The following is a 16586-nucleotide window of genomic DNA, read 5'->3' as shown; positions in this document are numbered from 1 at the left end:
CCGGTACCGACCCTCCGATTCGTCGGGTCGGGTCAGGATTCCGTCCGCACCGCCACCGCGAACGCCGTCATCAGCGCGTGGTCCTTGACGCCGCGGCTCGACTCGATACCGCTGGACACGTCGACGCCCCACGCGCCGGACGTCGCGACCGCCCGCGCCACGTTGTCGGGGGTCAGGCCACCGGCCAGGATCCACCGGCCGGTCGGCAGCGCACTGCGGTCCTGCCAGTCCCACGTGACGCCCGCGCCGGCGACGGCACCGTCGACGAGCAGCACGTCGGCGCCGTAGTCGGCGTCCACGGCGTCGGCGCCACCGGTGTTGACGGCGCGGATCACCGTCAGTCCGGCGTCGTGCAGCACCCGGACGTCGTCGGCGGAGCGCAGGTCGTGCACCTGGACGTGGTCCAGCCCCGCCTCGGCTGCGGACGCGACGATCTCGTCGAGCGACATCCGGACGTACACCCCGACCGCGAGTACGCCGTCGGGCACCCGTGCCCGCAACCGTGCCGCCTCCGCCGCCGTCACCTGTCGGGGGCTGTCGGCGAGGACGAAGCCGACAGCATCGACACCGAGGGCCACCGCGTGATCGACGGTCGCCTCGTCCCGCAGTCCGCACATCTTGACGAAGACCATCGCCCGCCTTCCTCCACTTTCCGGTGACTCGAGGATATGGCCCGGCGCGGCGGCTACCGTCATCCGCAGTATCCGAACCGGAGGTGGGCATGAAACTCGAGCACGTCGTGTTCCTGGGCGCGACCGCGGCGACCGTCGTCGGCGCCGTCACGGAGAACGAGAGGCTGCAGTGGGCGGCGAAGCCGCTCATCGCGCCGGCGCTGGCAGCTCGTGTGCTCCGGCGACGCGGGAACATAGACCGCCTCGACACCGGGCTGCTGCTCGGGTCGCTCGCCGCCGCGACCGTCGGCGACGCGTTCATGATCGACCCGGACGACGACGCGCGTCTGAAGAACGGCGCGCGGTCCTTCGCGGTGATGCAGCTCGGATACTCGGCTGTCCTGGCCCGCCGCGGCGCCCGCCCGACCGCGCCCGCGCTGGTTCCGCGCCTGCTCGGGTGGCTGGGCGCCGCCGGCCTACTGAGGGCCCGGGCGAAGACGGTCGCGCCGACCCTGACGGCCTACGGCGCGGTACTCGGAACGACATCGACGCTGTCCGCGGATCCCGCGCTCGCGCCCGGTGCCCGCGTCGTCGCGGGGACACCGGTACCGAATGCCGATCCGCGCAGCAGGATCGCGCTCGGCGGGATCCTGTTCACCGGATCCGATGCGCTGATCGTGGTCCGGCGACTGTTCGTCCGCGGGCACACGGGCCGACGCGTCGCGGAGGCCGTCGTCCTCGCGAGCTACGCCGCCGCGCAGGCGCTGCTCGTGGAGGGTATGACGGAATGACGACTCGGGCCGTGGTCGTCACCGGTGCCGCCGCCGGCATCGGACGTGCGACAGCGTTGCGGTTCGCCCGCGACGGCTGGCTGGTCGGCGCCTTCGACGTGGACCGTGGCGGGCTCACGGCCCTTGCCGAGGAGATCCGGGCCGCGGGTGGTGCCGTGCACATCGGATACCTCGACGTCACCGAAGCCGACCAGTGGCGGGAGCGGCTCGTGGAGTTCGTCGCGGCGGCGGGCGGGCGGTTGGACGTCCTGGTCAACAATGCCGGGGTTCTCGCCTCGGGGCCGTTCGCGCAGACCGATCCGGCGGTGCACCGCCGGATGGTCGACGTCAACGTCGGAGGAGTCGTCACCGGCTGCGCCGCGGCCTACCCGCACCTCGCCGCGACCCCCGGCTCGGTGCTGGTGAACCTGTGTTCGGCGTCGGCGATCTACGGCCAGCCCGAGCTCGCGACGTACAGCGCGACCAAGTTCGCGGTCCGCGGTCTCACCGAGGCGCTGGAACTGGAGTGGCGGTCGGAGGGAATCAGGGTCCTCGCGATCTGGCCGCTGTTCGTGCAGACGGCGATGGTCGAGGGAATGCACACCGCAGCCGTCGCGTCGCTGGGGGTGCGGCTCACCGCCGAGGACGTCGCGGACGAGATCGTGTCGGCGGTCGGGCGGCGCACGCGGCTGCCGACCGTGCACCATCCGGTCGGCAGGCAGGCGCGGGCGATGTTGCTCGCGTCACGATTCGCTCCGGCCTGGCTGAATCGGGCAGTCAACTCCCGGCTCACCCGCACCTGACGGCTATCGACCGGCGACGTGGGTTATCTCACCCTGCTGACGACCCGTAGGGTCGATCGCGGTCGAGGTGAGTGGAGGAGTTTCGGGTGGTTCTGCGTCGAGTGGTGATGGTGGCGGGTGCGGCGGTGGCCGCGTTGGCGGTGGCGGGTTGCGGGAGTTCCGACACGCCGGAGGCGGCGACCGTCGGGGTCGTGTCGGGTCCCGTGTCGTCGACGTCGGTTCCGACGACGCCCGCGCCCGCGGCCCCGACGACATCGGCCACCGCGGCGCCGACGACGAGTGCCGCGGCGACCACCACCTACCAGCGCAACGAGGCCGTCTACTTCACCGCGCCGAACGGCGGGTTTCAATGCGGAATCATCGAACTGCCCACGCGTGTGGAGGCGGGCTGTCAGGGCCCCACGGACCCGATCCCGCCGCGCCCCGACAACTGCATGATCGCGTGGGGCACGGGCATCCGTGTCACGACCGCCGGGCCCGCCGAGTTCCTGTGCGCGGGCGGGGTCGTCTACACGTCGGGTGAGGACGATCCGGTGCTTCCCGTGGGGCAGTCCGTGGCCTCCTTCGGCTTCACATGCACATCCACGCATGTCGGCGCAAGTTGTAGAAACGACGAATCTGGTCACGGTTTCGAAATCGGCCCGGATTCCAACGAAACTTTCTGAAAAGCCCTCGTTAACGGGGCGTTAATGACATTCGCTGTGACCTAACTCACCGTCGTAGCGCTTGAGGAGATGGTTACGCGTCCATATCGTTGGGTCCGTTGTCGTCATCGAATCGTGATGTCGGCTCCGATCACCAGCCAGTGTGGCCCGCCAGCCGCGCTCGACGAAAAGGAACATCATGGACTTCGATCAGGCTATCGAGCTGCTCACCGCCCTCGGCGACTTCGGCAACCTCCTCACCGGCGTTGGCGACGCGCTCGTCGGCATCGTTGAGTTCGGCGGCTCCGTTGCTTCGGCCAGCGAGGCTGTCGCCTGAGGTAGCCCCTCAAGCCAGTCGGCGGTCACCTCGTCACGAGGTGGCCGCCGATTTGTGTTTCGGGGTCACGGTCGCGAGGACCACATGAACCCGCTTCGTGGGCCGGTACCGCTGGGGCGGTACCCGCCCACAGTTGTATCCGGGGGATAACAGATCGAGACGTCACGCCCCATTTTTCCGTGGTGATGCCGTAGCGTGCGCGAACAACGAGCCGGCTCGGATCGTTCCGTCGGTGTCGGCTGCTGCTCGCGCCGGCGGTCCACAATCCGCACGGGATCCGTGCGTCACGCACAAGGACCACCATGACCTTCGATCAGTTCATCGATCTTCTCCACGAACTCGGTGGCTACGGGACCTATCTGTCCGGCTTCGGCGGTGCGCTCTCGGGCGTCGCCGGCTTCGGTACGTTCCTCGGGATCGTCTGAATCTCGTGACCGTCTGAACTGGGGTGGATGCCGCACGACTCGGCATCCACCCTCGTTTGCCTGCGGGGTCCGCTGAACTCTGCTCGGACGTGACCGGAGACAATGGGTCCATGAGCGAGAACGGTCCCGACGAGCCCGGCCCCACGGAATGGGGTGAGCACCCGCACGGCGTCGGACCGTGGGAGGTCGAGCATCCGGGCGAGAACGCCGACGACCCGCGCTACGACCCCGAGCTGCTCGACGGCGGCGACCGCCGCAACGTGGTCGACTCCTACCGGTACTGGAGTCGCGAGGCGATCGTCGCCGACATCGACGCCCGCAGGCACCCGTTCCACGTGGCGATCGAGAACTTCGGCCACGACGCCAACATCGGCACGGTCGTGCGCACCGCGAACGCGTTCGCCGCCGCTGCCGTGCACATCGTGGGACGACGCCGGTGGAACCGTCGCGGCGCGATGGTCACCGACCGCTACCAGCACATCGTCCACCACCCGACCGCAGAGGATCTGTTCCTGTACGCGGCCGTCGAGGACCTCTCGATCGTCGCCGTCGACAACGTCCCCGGGTCGGTTCCGCTGGAGACCGCGACGCTGCCGCGCAACTGCATCCTGCTGTTCGGGCAGGAGGGTCCGGGCGTCAGCGATCACGCGAAGCAGTGCGCGACGACGACCGTGTCCATCGCCCAGTTCGGCTCCACTCGGAGCATCAACGCCGGTGTCGCCGCGGGGATCGCCATGCACGCGTGGGTCCGGCAACACGCCGATCTGTCCCGCAGCTGGTAGCGGACGGCCGCGTAAGTCGGCAAGATCGGTTGTCATGCAGCACGAGTGGTGGGGGCGGGCGGACGCAGCGGAAGCAGCGGTGGTCACTCGGCACCTTCGGCGGCTGTGGGCGCTGCCGGGCACCGGCCTCGCCGTCGTCGGCTGGCCGCAGACCAAACGCGAGCGACTGTTCTTCAGCTGGCACTACTGGTGGCAGGCGCACCTGCTCGACTGCGCCGTCGACGCCGCCGACCGTGACCCGACACCGCGACGACGCCGCCGGATCACGAAGATCGCCCGGGCCCACCGCATTCGGAACCTGACCGGGTGGACGAACAACTACTACGACGACATGGCCTGGCTGGGTATCGCCCTGGAACGGGCGCAGCGTCTGCAGCGGATCCAGTTCCGCCGGCCGATCGCGGATCTCGAGAGCGAGCTGTGGGAGGCATGGGCCCCGGAATCCGGTGGCGGCATTCCGTGGCGCGTCCACTCCGACTTCTACAACGCCCCGGCCAACGGACCGGCCGCGATCCTGATGGCGCGCACCGGGCGGCTGCTCCGAGCCCAAGCGATGACCGACTGGATCGATCGCACACTCAAGGACCCTGCGACCGGGCTGATCCTCGACGGCATCCGCTTCGCACCGGGCAGGCCGGACCCGGCGGGCATCCTCGACCGGGCCGTCTACAGCTACTGCCAGGGGGTGGTGCTCGGCGCGGAGACGGAACTCGCCCGCAGCCTCGACGAACCGCGGCACCGGGTTCGGGTGCAGGCTCTCGTCGACGCGGTCGACAAGCACCTGACTGCGGACGGGGTGATCGTCGGCGGAGGGGGTGGCGACGGCGGGCTGTTCAACGGCATCCTCGCCCGGTACCTCGCGCACGTCGCCGCGCACCTGCCGGGGACTGACGACGCCAGCAGGCAGGCCAGGAGCGGCGCCGCGCAGATCGTCCTCGACTCCGCGCACGCAGCCTGGGAGAACCGGCTCGAGGTGGAGGGGCAGCCGCTGTTCGGTTCCGACTGGACGAGTCCGGCTCGGCTGCCGGGTTTCGGTGGCGGAGTCTCGACCTTCACCGGCGGCACGGTGCGGTCCTCGGCCATCGCCGAGCGGGACCTGTCCGTCCAACTCGGTGGCTGGATGCTCATGGAGGCCGCGTGTGTCGCGGCCGGCACGATGCCCTCGGCGTGGCCCCGGTAGCACGACCCAGGTTCTACCGTTGACGGTATGACAACCCCGAACGACGACATCTGGACGTTCGACGACGCGCTGGCGGTGGTGTCCGGGATCGACGGTGCGGTGGCCGTCGTCGCGAGCGCCGAGACCGGCGCACCCGAGGCGGCGTGGGGAGACGTGTTCGTCTTCGACGCCGACAGCGACGACCGGCGCTTCCCGTTCGCGACGATCGTCACGAAGGACGTCCCCGGCTTCGACACCGTGTCCGGGCTGGACCGCGAGGGCGTCTACCGGCTCAACATCGGGGTAGGCCGCGACGTGTTCCAGGAACTGCTCGGCTACGACCCCGCCGACCACGCCCGCTTCCGTGAGGAGCACGACTTCGCCGAACCGGACCGGATGCTCCCGCACCCGGCCTATGCGGCGCAGGCCTGGGTGTCGGTGGTGACGCCCGGGCCGCGGACGGGCGAGCTCATGCAACGCCTCCTCGTCGCGGCACTCGACAGGCACCGGCGCCGCGGCGGACGTTGACGGTTCGGTGCGTCAGTCGACCGCGTAGTCCTCGGCGGGCTTCGCCAGTTCCTGCCGGTACTGCACCACGCCGACGACGGTTCCCACGACCAGGGCGGCGACGAGCACGACGAGCACTGCCGGCAGCAACCAGGGGACCCGTTCGAGGAACTCGCCCGCATAGAACCCGAGCAGCAGCAGGACCGGTGCCCAGGCGAGTGCGCCGAGGGTGCTGGCGACGGTGTACGTGCGGTGGTTCATCCGGGCGGCGCCAGCAACGAGCGGGCACAGCGTCCGCACCCACGGGATCCAGCGGGCGATCAGCACGGCCCAGAACCCGTTCCGGTCGAGCAGCGCGTTGACCTTGTGCAGGTTCTCGGTGTTGACGTAGCGGCCGTTCCGCCGGGCGGCGAGGTGGTGTCCGCTGCGGTGCCCGATCGAGTAGCCGACCTGGTTGCCGGCGATCGCGGCCGCCGCGGCTCCTGCCGAGAGCGTCCACACGTGGGCCGCGCCCGCAGAGTGGCCGGCGAGGACGATGCCTGCGGTCAGGAGCATCGAGTCACCGGGCAGGAACAGTCCGACGACGAACGCGCATTCGAGGAAGACGAACGTGACGACCAGCACCCACACCACCACGGGCCCGACGCTCGCGAAGGACCCCAGGTCGGGGGCTGCGAACGTCATCGACTACGGCGTGTACTCGTCCGTGGCGGCAGGAGCGTCCGCGGCACTGCCCTTGCGGGACGCCGAGTAGCGCTTGACGACCTCGACCATGATCGGGATCACGGAGACGAAGACGATGATCAGGAAGATCACGTCGACGTTGTCGCGGATGAACCCGATCTGGCCGAGCAGGTATCCGAGCAGCGTCACGCCGGCGCCCCACACGATCGCGCCGATGACGTTGTAGGTGAGGAACACCGAGTACTTCATCTTCGAGGCACCCGCGACCAGCGGCGCGAAGGTCCGGACGATCGGCACGAAGCGGGCCAGAAAGATGGTGATCGGGCCGTGCTTCTCGAAGAATGCGTGCGACTCGTCGATGTAGCTCTTCTTGAAGAACCGGGCGTCGTCCGACTTGAACAGGGCGGCGCCGCCCTTCGCGCCGATCCAGTAACCCACCTGGTCACCGAGGAACGCGGCGATCGGGATGGTCACCATCAGCACCCACAACGGTGCGAACGGCTCGACCTCGGTGGACTTCGACGCGGCGATCAGACCGGCCGTGAACAGCAGCGAGTCGCCCGGCAGCAGCGGGAACAGCAGCCCGGACTCGATGAACACCACCAGCAACAGTCCGACCAGCACCCAGGTGCCGAACGAGTTGAGGAGGTTGACCGGGTCCAGGAATCCCGGCAGAAGCGCCAGGTTCGTCACGGAGTCCTGGCCTGCGGTCCCGAGGTCAGCGGCTGCCTGCACAATCACGCGGACCACAGTACCGCGATCCCCGGCAGCGTCCGTATCGCCCGATCTCGGACTCACACGAGACGTGGTGCCCGACAGTTGCCATACTGCTAGGAACAACGCTGCCGGCCCGATCGGCCGAGCACACCCGAATGCCGACGTGGAGGTCAGCCGCCGTGCCCATCGCAACTCCCGAGGTCTACGCCGAGATGCTCGGACGGGCCAAGGAACACTCGTTCGCCTTCCCTGCCATCAACTGCACCTCCTCCGAGACGATCAACGCGGCCATCAAGGGCTTCGCCGACGCCGGAAGTGACGGCATCATCCAGTTCTCCACGGGTGGCGCCGAGTTCGGCTCGGGCCTCGGTGTGAAGGACATGGTGACCGGCGCCGTCGCGCTCGCCGAGTTCGCACACGTCATCGCCGCGAAGTACGACGTCACCATCGCGCTGCACACCGACCACTGCCCGAAGGACAAGCTGGACACCTACGTGCGTCCGCTGCTCGCCATCTCGCAGGAGCGTGTCAACAAGGGCCTGAACCCGCTGTTCCAGTCGCACATGTGGGACGGCTCCGCCGTGCCGATCGACGAGAACCTGGAGATCGCGCAGGAGCTGCTCAAGCTGGCCAAGGCCGCGAACATCGTCCTCGAGGTCGAGATCGGCGTGGTCGGCGGCGAAGAGGACGGCGTCGAGGCCGAGATCAACGACCAGCTGTACACCTCCCGCGAGGACTTCGAGAAGACCGTCGACGCCCTCGGCGTCGGCGAGAACGGCAAGTACCTGCTCGCCGCCACCTTCGGCAACGTGCACGGCGTCTACAAGCCGGGCAACGTCGTCCTCAAGCCCGAGGTGCTCAAGGAGGGCCAGGACGTCGCGGTCGCCAAGCTCGGTCTGCCCGCCGGCTCGCAGCCGTTCGACTTCGTCTTCCACGGCGGTTCGGGCTCGCTGAAGTCGGAGATCGAGGACTCGCTGCGCTACGGCGTCGTGAAGATGAACGTCGACACCGACACCCAGTACGCGTTCTCCCGTCCGATCGCCGGACACTTCTTCACCAACTACGACGGTGTCCTGAAGATCGACGGCGAGGTCGGCAACAAGAAGGTTTACGACCCGCGCAGCTACCTGAAGAAGGCCGAGGCAGGCATGACCGCCCGCGTCGTCGAGGCGTGCAACGACCTCAAGTCCGCCGGACGCTCGGTCTCCGCCGGCTAGTTCCTCCCCGAAAGTGCAGTTCTCGTCGCGGCCACCCGGCAATTGCGACGGGAACTGCACTTTCGTCGTATCCGCGGTCGTAGTCTGGAAGGCATGAGCGCGCGGATCGCGGTGTCCGGTGCGACCGGTCACCTCGGCGGGGGCGTTGCGGAGTTGCTGTCCGCCGCCGGAACGCCGACCACCCTGATCACCCGCGATCCCGGACGTGCGCCGTCGTTGCCCGGCGCGACCGTCGCCAGATCGTCCTTCGGTGACTCGGGCCTGTCCGACGCGCTGCGCGGTACCCACACCTTCTTCATGGTGTCGGCGACGGAAACCGCCGACCGCGCCGACCTGCACCGCGCCGCCGTCGCCGCCGCGGTGGACGCAGGGGTGCGGCGCATCGTGTACCTCTCGTTCGTCGGCGCCGCCCCCGACTGCACCTTCACCTTCGGCCGCGACCACTGGCACACCGAGCAGGCGATCCGGGACAGCGGCCTCACCTTCACCTTCCTGCGCGACAACCTGTACCTGGACCTGATGCCGTCGATGATCGGCGTCGACGACGTGATCCGGGGACCGGCCGGTCACGGTCGTGCCGCGATGGTCGCGCGGTCGGACGTCGTCGAGACCGCCGCCGCGGTGCTCGGCACCGACCGGTTCGACGGCCGGACGCTGGAGCTGACCGGGCCGCGCGCCCTGTCGATGGCGGATGTCGCGGAGGCGTTGACCGCCGCGCTGGGCCGGCCGATCGGCTACCACCGCGAGACGCCGGAGGAGGCGTACGCGTCGCGGGCCGGGTTCGGGGCGGAGCAGTGGGAGGTCGACGGCTGGGTCAGTTCCTACCTGGCGATCGCGAAGGGCGACCTGTCGCGGGTCAGTGGCGACGTGCACCGGGTGCTGCACCGTCAGCCGGTGGGCATCGCCGACGTGTTCCCCGCCCTCGCCGATCTCTGACGGAACGTCAGCTGCACACCTTCCACACGCCGTCCTGCAGTTCCAGCGCGAACGAACGCTCCGACGTCGACGCGGGTGCGTTCGCCGTGTGCACGGTGACCGCCGCGAGCGCGGTGTTGTCGGTGACGGCGACGGCGTCGATGCTGTCGAGGATCGGGACCGCGCGATCCGAGTTCGCGGAGCGGTAGACGGAGTCGAAGTCGGCGTCCGAGACCTGCTGGTAGTAGGCGCCGAGCTCGCCGCAGGTGCCTGCGCGCAGCGCGGCGAGGTCGCCGCGGTCCACGGCCTGGACGAAACCGGTGATCGCGCCGCGCACCTGGTCCTCGGTGGAATCGCCGCCGCCGACCTGCACGGCCAGCACCCCGATCCCCGCCGCGGCGATCGCGAGCACGGCGACTGCCCCGACCACGAGAGGCCAGCGGCGGCGACCGCTCGGCGCGGGTTCAGGTACGCGCGCCGGGCCCGCGTCGGTGCCGGGCGGCGGTGGGGTTCCGGGACCGACGCGGGTGGGGGTCGCGCGGGGAACGTGCGGGATGGCGACGGTCTGCGCCTCCGACGCGGGCACCGGGGACTCGGCCGTCGGTGCACTCGACGACGATCCGCCGGGCGACGCCTCGTCCGGTTCGCTGGTGTCCGGCACGGCTGGCCCCCTCATCTGTCTCGGGGTGACGTCGATCACCGCGTCACGCTGAGCAGCCTACGGGTCGCTCGGCGGGTGCTCGCATCGTCCGCGGGGGGTGTCGCCGGATCGTTGCACGGGCGGTGCGCGCACAATGGACCCATGACCTCCTTCGGTGACCTGCTCGGCCCCCAGCCCACCCTCCTGCCCGGCGACGACGACGCCGAATCGGACCTGCTGAACGGCGCCGACCCCAAGCAGGTCGCCGCCGCTCACCCGACCGCGTCGATCGCCTGGGCGTACCTGGCCGAGGCGGCGCTCGGCGACGACGAGACCATCACCGCCTACGCGTACGCGCGCACCGGCTACCACCGGGGCCTCGACCAGCTGCGTCGCAACGGATGGAAGGGCTTCGGTCCGGTTCCCTACAGCCACGAACCGAACCGTGGGTTCCTGCGCTGCGTGGCCGCGCTGGCTCTGGCGGCGAAGGCGATCGGGGAGACGGACGAGCACGCCCGCTGCCTCGACCTGCTCGAGGACTGTGATCCGCGGGCGGCCGAGGCGCTTGGCGTCGAATAGGTTCCACCCTCCGTACTCCGTCGAGCGCGGGAGGGCGCGGTTCCGCGCCTCCCGCACCCGCTTGCGCGCGTCGGCGCTGCCGATCGCGCAGTGCGCGCTCGCCGCCGGTCTCGCGTGGTTCGTCGCGAACGACCTGCTGCACCACAACGATCCGTTCTTCGCCCCGATCGCAGCGGTGGTCTCCCTCGGGATGTCCTTCGGTGGCCGGCTCCGCCGTGCTCTGGAATTGATGGTCGGGGTGACCGTCGGGATCGGTGTGGGGGACCTGCTGATCTCGTGGATCGGCACTGGAGCCTGGCAGATCGTGCTGGTCGTCGCGTTGGCGATGGCGACGGCCGTCTTCCTCGACGGCGGGCCGGTGATCGCGATGCAGGCCGCGTCGTCCGCGGTGCTCGTGGCGACCCTCATTCCACCGAGTCAGGGCGGCGGCCCCGACCGGATGTTCGACGCACTGGTCGGCGGACTGGTCGGCGTGCTGGTGGTGGCGTTCCTGCCCGCGCACCCGGTGTTGCGGGCACGCAAGCAGGCCGCCGACATCCTGGCCGACGCCGCGGACGTCCTGCAGAAGGTCGCGGACGGCCTGGTCGCCAACGATCCTAAGCCGATCGAGGCCGCCCTCAAACGTGCCCGCACCACCCAGGCCTCGATCGACGCCCTGCAGGCGAGTCTGCGCGGGGGACGCGAGATCAGCCGGGTGTCGCCCCTGTACTGGACGTCCCGGCCCCGCCTTGCGCGGATGACGGCCGCGGCGGAACCACTCGACAACGCCATCCGCAACATCCGTGTCCTCACTCGCCGTTCGCTGACGCTCGTGCGGGACGACGAGATCCTCGATCCGCGGTTGGTGGACCAAATCGAGAAGCTGTCGCACGCGGTCGCGGTGCTGCGACGGATGGTGCTCGCCGATCCCGGTCAGCAGCCCGACCAGGCCGAGGCCGCGCGGGTGCTGCGGTCCGTGTCGATCGGCATGAAGCCCGAACTCGTCGAGGACGCGGGCATTTCCGCGACGGTGGTGTTCGCGCAGATCAGGTCGCTGCTCGTCGATCTGATGCAGGTGGCCGGGCTGTCCCGGATCTCCGCGATCGCGACGCTGCCGCCGACCGTTCCCAAGCCCGGTTACCCGACGGACCATTAGGCACCCGGCCCACTGATCCGTCGGCGTCGTTCCGGATCAGGCACGCAGCGCGTCGAACGCGGCCGAGACGTACTCGGCGGAGCGTTCGGAGCCGAGCAGTCCGGCGCCCATCCGGTTCATCGTGTACGAGATGGTCGCGCGGCGTTCGGTGTCGACGAGGATCTGCGAGCCTCCCCACCCGCCCCAGAAGCAGATCCGGCCCTCGGGGACGTACGGCACCGACTCCGGGGTCGGCAGGCCGAAGCCCATGCCGAAGCGGACCGGTGCGCCGAGCACGTTGTCCATGCCGTCGGACTGCTTCTCGAAGATCAGCGCGACGGTGTCGGGGGAGAGCAGGGTCACGCCGTCGACTGTGCCGTCACATGCGATCGCGGACTGGATGCGGGCGAGCGCGCGGGCGTTCGAGTGCCCGTTCGCGGCGCCGATCACCGCGCCGCGCCAGCCGTCGGTCCACGACACCGTCGCGTCGACCGGCGGGTTGCCGAACGTCTTCACGAGCACCGAGTCGGGGTCGAGGGAGGCGAGGTCGATCGGAAGGGGCGGCGGTGGAACGACGTTCGCGACCCGGCCGTAGTCGGTGCGGTCGACGCCGAAGCGGAAGTCGGCTCCGAGCGGGCCTGCGATCTCGTCGGCGACGAACTGCTGAAGGTCCCGGCCGTCGACGCGGCGGACCAGTTCACCGAGGAGGTGACCGTGGTTGATCGCCTGGTAGCCGGAGGCGGTGCCCGGCGTCCACCAGGGTGCCTGCGCGGCGAGTCGCGCGCAGGCGAACGGGAGGTCGTAGAGCTCGTCCTGCGTGATCGGTTCCTGCCAGCCGGACACCCCGGACGTGTGCGACAGGAGGTGTCGGACCTCGACGGACTCCTTGCCGTTGGCGGCGAACTCCGGCCAGTACTTGGAGACGAGGGCGTACGGATCGATCCGGCCGCGGTCGATCAGCATCAGGACGGCGAGCGCGGTGACGGTCTTGCTGCAGGACCAGACGTTGGTGATCGTGTCGCGTTCCCACGGGGTGGTCCGGTCGGCGTCGGCCCAGCCGCCCCAGATGTCGACGACCGGTGCGCCGTCGATGGTGACGGCGATCGACGCGCCGAGATCCTCACCCGACTCGACGTTGCGGCGCAGCGCCTCCCGCAGTCCGTCGAACTGTGTGTCGCAGGTTCCCTGGATCTCCACCGTGTCGCTCCCTTCGATTACCCCGAATGTGACCCCCGTCACCGTACTTGAAGTTGAGTTCAAGTGTAGGAAAACGACGCCCTTCAAATACATGCGTATATGTGCATATGATGCCTCGGAGGGTGTGACAGCATCCGAGCGACCGATTCGACGAACGAGGGGACGGGCCGATGGGAGCCGGGCACGGACACGCACACGGACACGGGGGTCCGGTGCCGGGCGGCGCCGGACCGTCGACCGCGCGCATCCGGCGCATGGTGATCGCCCTCGGGATTCTCGTCGGATTCCTCGTGCTCGAGGTCGTCGTCGGCGTCAGTATCGGATCGCTGGCACTGCTCGCCGACGCCGGCCACATGCTCACCGACGTCGTCGGCATGTCGATGGGTCTCGTCGCGCTGGTCCTGGCCCGCCAGGGTTCCAAGGCCGCCGCCCGCACCTTCGGCTGGCACCGCGCCGAGGTGCTCACGGCAATGGCGAACGCGGTCCTGCTGCTGGCCGTCGCGGTGTGGGTGATGTACGAGGCGATCGAACGGATCGGGGACGCCCCCGAGATTCCGGGCATCCCCCTGATGCTGACCGCCGCCGCAGGCCTCGCCGCCAACCTCGTCGTCATGCTGATGCTCCGCGCCGACGCGAAGGACTCGCTCGCCGTCCGCGGCGCCTACCTGGAGGTGCTCGCCGACGCCGTCGGCTCGGTCGGGGTCCTCATCGCCGGCGCGCTCGTGCTGGCCTTCCAGTGGAGCTACGCCGACATCGTCGTCGGTGTGCTCATCTCGCTGTGGGTGGTGCCGCGTGCCGTGAAGCTGGCCGCGGCGGCGCTGCGCATCCTCACCCAGGCGTCCCCGGAGAGCGTCGACGTCGAGGCGGTGCGCGCGGACCTGCAGGCCCTGCCCGCGGTCTCCGGGGTCCACGACCTGCACGTGTGGACGCTGACCACCGGTATGGACGTCGCCACGGTGCACCTGACCACCGACGGCGACAGTCAGGGTGTGCTGCGCGCGGCGAAGACCGTCCTCGACACGCACGGCCTCGAACACGCGACCGTGCAAGTGGAATCGTCGGCCGACGGGTCGAACTGCGAGGAGAACCTCACCTGGTGATCATCGGTACCCGTCGGTGTTCGCCGGCAAGCCCTTGTCCGTCACCTCCGTCAGGTACCGCCAACAGTCGGGGCGGGAGCCGTCGACGTCGGTGAACCCGTAGCGCCGCGCGAGCTGTCCACTGGACACGACCTGTCCGCTGAACTCGGCGGCATCCGGGTCGGCGGCGAGGTTGGCCACCGCCCGCCCCACGAAGGTCGGGGTCTCCGAGATCGCGAAGTGCGGGACCTCCTCGAGGGCGTCCCGCCAGGTCTCCTCGGTGACACCGAATGCGTCGAGCATGTTCTCCGACCGCAGCCAGCCGGGCGTCAGCGCGACAGCCGCGCACCCGTGCGGAGCGAATTCGTACGCCTGCGCGGTGGTCATCCGCTGCACCGCCGCCTTCACCAGGTCGTACCAGAAGCCGGTCTCGTGCCGGTAGCGGACGTTGTACTCGGCGGTGCCGTCGGTCATCTCGACGACCAGTCCACCGGGACGCCGGATCAATACCGGCAGGGCGAAGTGACTGGTGATCGCGTGGGTGTCGATGCCCATCCGCAGCATCCGCAGCCCGCCGTCCAGATCGTGCTCCCACAGCGTCGTTCCGAACTGGGCGTACCGGTCGCCGCCGAAGATGTCGTTGACGAGGACGTCCAGTCGGCCGTGCTCGGCGTCGATCCGTTCGACGAGCGTCTTCACCTGATCGGGTTCGAGGTGGTCCACTCGCAGTGCCACGCCGTCGCCGGCCTCGGCTACGAGTTCGCCCGTCCCCTCGATTGTTTCGGGTCGGTCGATTTCGGACCGCCCGGCCCGGCTGCTGCGTCCGGTCGCATAGACGAACGCGCCGGCGCGGGCCAGCTCGACGGCGATCGCGCGGCCCGCGCCGCGGGTGGCGCCCGCGACCAGGGCGACCTTTCCGGTCAGGTCCGGCGCGCTCAACGGCTCGTCCGGGTGACACCCGCCCCGGGACGCCACAGGTCCACGTGCAGTTTGTCGTCCGAGACCGTGGTCAGCACCACCGACTCGACGCCGAGCTCGAAGAACTGGGCGTCGCCGCCCGGATCGTCGGGGTAGCAGTCGCGGATCGCCTGCTTCTCCTCCCCGACGAGTTCGCGGGCCCGTCCCGAGATCTTCGCGTCCCCACCCTCCATCGTGTGGTGGCCGGGATTGGAGTGCAGCGAGAAGCGAGGATCGCGGCGCAGGTCCAGGACCTTGCGGGCGTTCGGCATCGACCCGAGCACCAGCAGGCCGAGGAACGTCTCCACCTCGGTGCCGCTGACCCGCGGTGACCCGTCTGCGCGCAGTGTGGCGATGACGTGGTGTTTGTGTGCGGTCAGCCGGGCGGCGACGGCCGCGGCGAGTTCGGGCGCTTCGTCGGTGAACTGCTGCCAGGTGGTCATCCCGTCAGTGTGCGCCCCGGTACCGACAATCTCCCGGTCACGACCCGATGTCGAGCAGCACCTTCCCGATCGCGCGGCCGTCGGCGACGTACCGCAACGCCTCGGCGGCGGCGTCCAGTGGATAGGCGGCGCCGACGTACGGGGCGGCGCGCCCCGCCACGAGCAGTTCGCCCAGTTCTCCCTCGTTGCGCGCGTACTCGTCGGGCGGCACGTCCTGGAACTGGAAGCCCAGCACATGGATTCCCTTGACCAACACCAGGTTCAGTGGGATCGACGGAACCTTGCCGGAGGCGTAGCCGACGGTGACGAATCGGCCGCCGCGACGCAGCGAGCGCAGTGCGGGCTCGGAGAGGTCGCCGCCGACCGGGTCGACGACCGCGTCGGCGCCGTCCGGGAGTGCCTGCCGCAGCCCATCCCGCAGCGGACCCGCACGGTGGTCGACCAGGCGGTGCGCGCCGTGCCGCGCCGCCACCTCCAGCTTCTCCGGGGACGACGCGACGGCGGTGACGGTCGCGCCGAGAGCGGCGCCGAGCTGGACCGCGGCGAGGCCGACCCCGCCACCGGCACCGAGGACGAGCAGCTCGTCTCCTGCGCCGACCCGGGCCGTGGAACGCAGTGTGTGGTAGGCGGTTCGGTGTGCGACACCGAACGCCGCGGCGGTACGTACGTCGACACCCGGAGGCACCACCTGCACCTTGGCGGCATCGACGACGACCCACTCGGCGAACGCCCCGACCAACCCGGTCGAGGTCACGACGTCATCGACTGCGACCCCTGTGGCCCCGTCGCCGACCGCGTCGACGGGGCCGGCGAACTCGCTGCCGGGGACGAACGGCGGCGGCACACTGATCTGGTATCGGTCGGCGATCAGCAGGACGTCGGGAAAGTTGACAGCCGCCGCGGCGACCCGCACCCGCACCTGGCCGGGGCCGGGCTCGGGTGCGGGTCGCTCCTCGATGCGGACGACCTCGGGCGGTCCGTGGACGGGACAGACGACCGCACGCAT

At 69.9% G+C, this 16586-nt stretch carries 21 protein-coding genes; 13 read left to right on the top strand and 8 right to left on the bottom strand.

The features are described from left to right. Window positions 1-32: 32 nt before the first annotated feature. Complete coding sequence (locus ACFSJG_RS24250; RefSeq protein ID WP_378487772.1) at window positions 33-632, bottom strand: phosphoribosylanthranilate isomerase; 600 nt, start codon at window positions 630-632, stop codon at window positions 33-35. Between the two features lie 89 nt (window positions 633-721). Between ACFSJG_RS24250 and ACFSJG_RS24245 the strand changes: the two genes are divergently transcribed. The 8 genes from ACFSJG_RS24245 (at window position 722) to ACFSJG_RS24210 (ending at window position 6059) form a co-directional block, all read left to right on the top strand. Beyond that, entirely contained in the window at window positions 722-1402 is a 681-nt protein-coding gene (locus ACFSJG_RS24245; protein WP_378487771.1) for a lysoplasmalogenase family protein, read from the top strand. Next, window positions 1399-2184: an SDR family oxidoreductase gene (locus ACFSJG_RS24240; protein ID WP_378487770.1), complete on the top strand. Its 786-nt coding sequence runs from the start codon at window positions 1399-1401 to the stop codon at window positions 2182-2184. Before ACFSJG_RS24245 ends, ACFSJG_RS24240 begins: the two co-directional genes overlap by 4 nt. Before the next feature lie 86 nt (window positions 2185-2270). Beyond that, window positions 2271-2849: a DUF6636 domain-containing protein gene (locus ACFSJG_RS24235; RefSeq protein WP_378487769.1), complete on the top strand. Its 579-nt coding sequence runs from the start codon at window positions 2271-2273 to the stop codon at window positions 2847-2849. Between the two features lie 178 nt (window positions 2850-3027). After that, window positions 3028-3165, top strand: a complete 138-nt coding sequence (locus ACFSJG_RS24230; protein WP_378487768.1) for a hypothetical protein — start codon at window positions 3028-3030, stop codon at window positions 3163-3165. A gap of 302 nt (window positions 3166-3467) precedes the next feature. Beyond that, window positions 3468-3590: a hypothetical protein gene (locus tag ACFSJG_RS24225; protein WP_378487767.1), complete on the top strand. Its 123-nt coding sequence runs from the start codon at window positions 3468-3470 to the stop codon at window positions 3588-3590. Between the two features lie 110 nt (window positions 3591-3700). After that, window positions 3701-4372: a TrmH family RNA methyltransferase gene (locus tag ACFSJG_RS24220; RefSeq protein WP_378487766.1), complete on the top strand. Its 672-nt coding sequence runs from the start codon at window positions 3701-3703 to the stop codon at window positions 4370-4372. 34 nt (window positions 4373-4406) lie between these two features. Further along, window positions 4407-5552: a glycoside hydrolase family 76 protein gene (locus ACFSJG_RS24215; RefSeq protein ID WP_378487765.1), complete on the top strand. Its 1146-nt coding sequence runs from the start codon at window positions 4407-4409 to the stop codon at window positions 5550-5552. Between the two features lie 27 nt (window positions 5553-5579). Continuing rightward, complete coding sequence (locus ACFSJG_RS24210; RefSeq protein ID WP_378487764.1) at window positions 5580-6059, top strand: DUF6194 family protein; 480 nt, start codon at window positions 5580-5582, stop codon at window positions 6057-6059. A 12-nt stretch (window positions 6060-6071) separates the two neighbouring features. Here ACFSJG_RS24210 and ACFSJG_RS24205 read toward each other — a convergent pair whose 3' ends face one another. Together ACFSJG_RS24205 and ACFSJG_RS24200 are read right to left on the bottom strand one after the other, a co-directional pair. Then, window positions 6072-6722 (bottom strand): DedA family protein, encoded by a 651-nt coding sequence (locus ACFSJG_RS24205; protein ID WP_378487763.1) that lies wholly within the window; start codon window positions 6720-6722, stop codon window positions 6072-6074. A 3-nt stretch (window positions 6723-6725) separates the two neighbouring features. Further along, window positions 6726-7463 (bottom strand): VTT domain-containing protein, encoded by a 738-nt coding sequence (locus ACFSJG_RS24200; protein WP_378487762.1) that lies wholly within the window; start codon window positions 7461-7463, stop codon window positions 6726-6728. A 155-nt stretch (window positions 7464-7618) separates the two neighbouring features. Between ACFSJG_RS24200 and fbaA the strand changes: the two genes are divergently transcribed. Both fbaA and ACFSJG_RS24190 read left to right on the top strand, forming a co-directional pair. Next, window positions 7619-8656 carry a class II fructose-bisphosphate aldolase gene (gene fbaA / locus ACFSJG_RS24195; protein WP_378487761.1) on the top strand — a complete coding sequence of 346 codons (1038 nt, stop codon included), beginning with the start codon at window positions 7619-7621 and terminating at the stop codon, window positions 8654-8656. A 93-nt stretch (window positions 8657-8749) separates the two neighbouring features. Beyond that, window positions 8750-9592: an NmrA family NAD(P)-binding protein gene (locus ACFSJG_RS24190; RefSeq protein WP_378487760.1), complete on the top strand. Its 843-nt coding sequence runs from the start codon at window positions 8750-8752 to the stop codon at window positions 9590-9592. Between the two features lie 7 nt (window positions 9593-9599). On the opposite strand, the gene ACFSJG_RS24185 is transcribed toward ACFSJG_RS24190, so the two are convergent. Continuing rightward, window positions 9600-10232 (bottom strand): Rv0361 family membrane protein, encoded by a 633-nt coding sequence (locus ACFSJG_RS24185; protein WP_378487759.1) that lies wholly within the window; start codon window positions 10230-10232, stop codon window positions 9600-9602. Between the two features lie 141 nt (window positions 10233-10373). Between ACFSJG_RS24185 and ACFSJG_RS24180 the strand changes: the two genes are divergently transcribed. Continuing rightward, a complete protein-coding gene (locus tag ACFSJG_RS24180) occupies window positions 10374-10790 on the top strand; it encodes a DUF3151 domain-containing protein (RefSeq protein ID WP_378487758.1) in 417 nt (138 codons plus the stop codon). Further along, a complete protein-coding gene (locus ACFSJG_RS24175) occupies window positions 10777-11925 on the top strand; it encodes an FUSC family protein (protein WP_378487757.1) in 1149 nt (382 codons plus the stop codon). Before ACFSJG_RS24180 ends, ACFSJG_RS24175 begins: the two co-directional genes overlap by 14 nt. Window positions 11926-11961: 36 nt before the next feature. Here ACFSJG_RS24175 and ACFSJG_RS24170 read toward each other — a convergent pair whose 3' ends face one another. Next, window positions 11962-13101, bottom strand: a complete 1140-nt coding sequence (locus ACFSJG_RS24170; protein ID WP_378487756.1) for a serine hydrolase domain-containing protein — start codon at window positions 13099-13101, stop codon at window positions 11962-11964. A 170-nt stretch (window positions 13102-13271) separates the two neighbouring features. On the opposite strand from ACFSJG_RS24170, the gene ACFSJG_RS24165 reads away from it, so the two are divergent. Further along, window positions 13272-14201: a cation diffusion facilitator family transporter gene (locus ACFSJG_RS24165; RefSeq protein WP_378487755.1), complete on the top strand. Its 930-nt coding sequence runs from the start codon at window positions 13272-13274 to the stop codon at window positions 14199-14201. Here ACFSJG_RS24165 and ACFSJG_RS24160 read toward each other — a convergent pair whose 3' ends face one another. From ACFSJG_RS24160 to ACFSJG_RS24150, 3 genes are read right to left on the bottom strand one after another with little or no spacing between them, the layout of a single operon-like run. Then, on the bottom strand, window positions 14202-15119 hold the full coding sequence (locus ACFSJG_RS24160; RefSeq protein WP_378487754.1) for an SDR family oxidoreductase: 918 nt from the start codon (window positions 15117-15119) through the stop codon (window positions 14202-14204). Further along, complete coding sequence (locus ACFSJG_RS24155; protein WP_378487753.1) at window positions 15116-15580, bottom strand: pyridoxamine 5'-phosphate oxidase family protein; 465 nt, start codon at window positions 15578-15580, stop codon at window positions 15116-15118. The genes ACFSJG_RS24160 and ACFSJG_RS24155 overlap by 4 nt, the downstream gene beginning before the upstream one ends. A gap of 37 nt (window positions 15581-15617) precedes the next feature. Then, window positions 15618-16586, bottom strand: coding sequence for an NADPH:quinone oxidoreductase family protein (locus tag ACFSJG_RS24150; RefSeq protein WP_378487752.1), 969 nt, complete (start codon window positions 16584-16586; stop codon window positions 15618-15620).

The organism is Rhodococcus gannanensis, assembly GCF_042681175.1.
GTDB classification, from domain to species: domain Bacteria; phylum Actinomycetota; class Actinomycetes; order Mycobacteriales; family Mycobacteriaceae; genus Rhodococcus_G; species Rhodococcus_G gannanensis.
The sequence above is the reverse complement of the archived record's forward strand: the minus strand, read 5'-3'. Positions and strand labels throughout refer to the sequence as shown.